This is a genomic window from Bacillota bacterium (genome assembly GCA_040754675.1).
Taxonomy (GTDB): Bacteria; Bacillota; Limnochordia; order Limnochordales; family Geochordaceae; genus Geochorda.
Genome location: JBFMCJ010000468.1, coordinates 1 through 3234, shown reverse-complemented (window position 1 = coordinate 3234; position 3234 = coordinate 1). Strand labels below are relative to the sequence as shown.

Annotated in this window: 5 protein-coding genes; 1 reads left to right on the top strand and 4 read right to left on the bottom strand. The window is 58.3% G+C overall.

The window, feature by feature from the left end; all coding sequences use genetic code 11:
* The 4 genes from AB1609_19215 to AB1609_19200 all read right to left on the bottom strand — a co-directional run.
* The coding region (locus tag AB1609_19215; GenBank protein MEW6048572.1) for an ATP-binding protein at window positions 1-902 on the bottom strand (902 nt) is incomplete at its 3' end.
* A 218-nt stretch (window positions 903-1120) separates the two neighbouring features.
* Entirely contained in the window at window positions 1121-1663 is a 543-nt protein-coding gene (locus AB1609_19210; protein MEW6048571.1) for a hypothetical protein, read from the bottom strand.
* Window positions 1660-2214, bottom strand: coding sequence for a TIR domain-containing protein (locus AB1609_19205; protein ID MEW6048570.1), 555 nt, complete (start codon window positions 2212-2214; stop codon window positions 1660-1662). Before AB1609_19205 ends, AB1609_19210 begins: the two co-directional genes overlap by 4 nt.
* A gap of 269 nt (window positions 2215-2483) precedes the next feature.
* A complete protein-coding gene (locus AB1609_19200; GenBank protein ID MEW6048569.1) occupies window positions 2484-2666 on the bottom strand; it encodes a hypothetical protein in 183 nt (60 codons plus the stop codon).
* A 299-nt stretch (window positions 2667-2965) separates the two neighbouring features.
* On the opposite strand from AB1609_19200, the gene AB1609_19195 reads away from it, so the two are divergent.
* Window positions 2966-3187 carry a helix-turn-helix domain-containing protein gene (locus AB1609_19195; protein MEW6048568.1) on the top strand — a complete coding sequence of 74 codons (222 nt, stop codon included), beginning with the start codon at window positions 2966-2968 and terminating at the stop codon, window positions 3185-3187.
* Window positions 3188-3234 lie beyond the last annotated feature (47 nt).

The following is a 3234-nucleotide window of genomic DNA, read 5'->3' as shown; positions in this document are numbered from 1 at the left end:
CATTCACCCAGGCAAGCATCCGGCTCACGGACCTCAATCGGTCCAGACTCGCTCAGCGGGATTGGGAAAAAATGCACCCCATCATCATACCGGTGGCAACCCAGACTGGCACACATCTGGTAAATAAGTTGGCGGCTCCTCTTCTGCCTCCACAGGGCCATCGGATCATCCGACTTGGCACCGACCACTGGAGCCCATCGCAACAACCACACCCTCGTGCTTCCAACCCTGTGCTCTTCCACTGCTTGACTGAGTTGTGTGATCTGAGCGGTTTCCCAATGTCGTGAGTTGAATCTCCGCCTCGGCAGTACAAGTCCCGCCGTGCACCAGCAGAAACTTGTTAGATTCGGAAGCTTTCCCTGCAAGAAGGAGGCCAGTTCTTCTTGCCCTGTGCGTTCAGCCTCCTGCAGCAGTTCTCTAGTTTGATGGGGGTCAGCAGGCCTGTTTTGTTCGCCCAACCTGATGAGCAGACCGCGTCGACGGTGGAACACAGGGACCTTCGGAACTTGGTCCCTGTTGACACGGATGAGCATTACTACCTTGCTTGGGTCGCCTGGGACCGGAAAGAGGAATATCTCGTCATCTGGACACCATTGAGGCTGCAAATAGACATGGCACCAGTTTAGGATCTGTTGAACCGGATCGCCTTTCGGTTCGAACCCGGTCGGCGTATCGGGCAGTTTCTGCCCTGTCTGCCGGTCTTCTTGGCACGGAACCCCCACGATAATGAGCCCGCCATCGGTGTTAGCCATTGCGGCCATCGCCTCGACTACATCTTCTCTAAACGTCTCCTTGTACTCAACCTGTGTGCCCTCCGGTATCTTCTGGCTGCAAAAGTCGAGGACGTGGTCGAAAGTGATCGACCCCCGAGGTAGAGTGAACAGTGATGCGCTGCCAGGCATATCACTCGATCCTCCTCGCATCTGGGCCTAACCCGGGCACTTCAGGTGCCCTGTTTGACCACTCCGTATCTCCCCTTTCAGTTGGGGCCGGGCAACACCTTGCAGTGGCAACAACCCATCCTGCGAATGTCCTGCGCCGTCTGTCGGCAGGGGCAACGGGGTGTCGCCATGCAGGTGGCAGGCCCGCCCCGGCAACCAACCAATTCCCTTGGCAGGAGTCAGCCTCCTTTCGGGGAACCATCCAACGGCATGATAAGCGATGGTACTTTGGCTACCTCGGCGAGCAGGCTCGCATATTCGAGAAGGGCTGCACGCGTGCTGGCTAGCACCTCCCTCAGCTCATGGCCCCTATCCCACTGCCGCTCATGTTCGGGTGGCGACACAGATGGTGGCTTGGTAGCCTCGTACTGGAGTAGGATTGGGTGCCACTTCGCCAGAACCGGTCTCAGGACAACGTTTAACAAGGCAACCGCCAAGTGGCCGAACGAAGTATTGCCCTTTCCCTTAGGTTGAGCAACGGAAGGGCCGTACCGGCGCAGGATCTGTCGCGTGGTGTTGAACAGCGTATGCAGCGAAGAAAGCGCTTCCCGTAATAACCCCTCATCAGGAGAGAGTTCGGCCAGCGAGACGCGAGTAACCAACTCGACGTATAGCTCCCAAGCGGCCCACTGTTCGCTCTGATCGGGCTCCCAGGTACCTTTTATGCCCACAAAGGGCAGGTTGACTTGAACTGTGACACTGGCGGGTTTCCTCAACCTCATGGACAGCTCCTGTTGTACCTGAACCTTTCGCGTGGGTTCACGATAAGGGCCACCCTGTCCTTGTTCGTACGTGCCTGAAAGGCGTCCTCTATCCAAGCGGCGAGAGAATCGCTGTCCTTCGGGTACCAGTACCAGCGTGCATACCCTGGGCTTCCCTCCCCAGTCTTTAGGTTCATTGCGAGGCGTTCAGGAGCCCTTGGATGCTGGGCGGCGGAGGGAAGCACTATACCCAACAGCCCGTTCGGAGTCACGGTCTCTCCGTGCCGTAAGGACGCTTGAATCTCCCAGTCCACGTACCGGCGTGCCCACGTGCACTTACCGATTAACACCACGGTCACGGTGGAATCCTTCAGGTACAGCTCACGGATACGTCGCATGACGTAATCCGGATCATCGCTATCGATAATGTCTTGGGCCATTGCTCCAACTGCCCGGGCAATGAAGACCCTCCGCTCCTCGTCGAACGTCTTAATGAACTCATCCACCTCCTGTTGGTCGTCGTGATGGTAGGATATGAATACCTTGTGCCTCAGTTGCCCCACAGCCATCATCCCCATCCTTTCCAGTCATCCGCAGCGCGCGCTGCAGCACCGTACCTCGCCCAGCAGGTTTCACATCCCCTTCTGCCCACACTCACTCCTGACTTTGTTCTCTCTCCCCGAACCTCACCCCTCGACCGGCAACTGCCCCTTCATTGCAGGCCTGCACATCTTAGCTGTACTGTCACCTCCCCACTGCACTGGGCTAGCTTGGGGCTCAGCTTTCAGACTTGAGCGGCACGACACACTGAACTGTGAGTACGAGTCAGAGTCGGTTTCCCCTACGTGCCATGTGTGACTCCCAACGTATCCACCAGCTTCGCCAGCGAAGCACAGAGCGGCGGTGGCTCTACAAAGTCATCGCCTAGGGTCTGGGAGACGTCAAATCCGTGCCGCAGGAGTTCACCTATCACGACGAACTCCTGCCGCTTGCCAAATGAGGCGGTCCTACGGTAAGTCCGCAATGTGACTTCCTCGTCCCCGGGCGTCCGCTCGACCCCATCAGCCCCCCTAGCGGGGCCCGGTCCATTCGACACCCGTACATGGTTTGCTACGTGTGCGTTCGCTTCTTTCCACAGATTATCCTCCTCCGCCACGGGGTGGCGGACCCAGTGCCTCGCAAGCGACCCACCGCGCTTTGGAGCCGAGTTTGTCTTGGAAGATAATTGCCGATGCATCGATTCCCTGGGTTCCTTATAGCCTACTTGCCTTGTTTGCGTGGTCGTGGTAAGATGGGTTGAGTAGACGAATTGGAGGTGACACAATGCACTGCGAGCAGGGGTTCCTCACCCCGAAGCAGGTGGCCGAGTTGCTTCAAATCAGCCACCAGGAGGTCTTGAACTTGATCCACACGGGCAAGCTGCCCGCCGTCAAGGTTTCGGAGCGCATCTACCGGGTGCGGCGGGAGGACCTTGAAGCGTACATAGCAGAACGGACCCTCGGCAGGAAGGGCCAGGGACCCCCGGCGACGGGCGGGTGCGGTTGACCGTCCCACTATGGGCAGGCAGGGCCGCCGGCGGAAGGAGGTTGCAC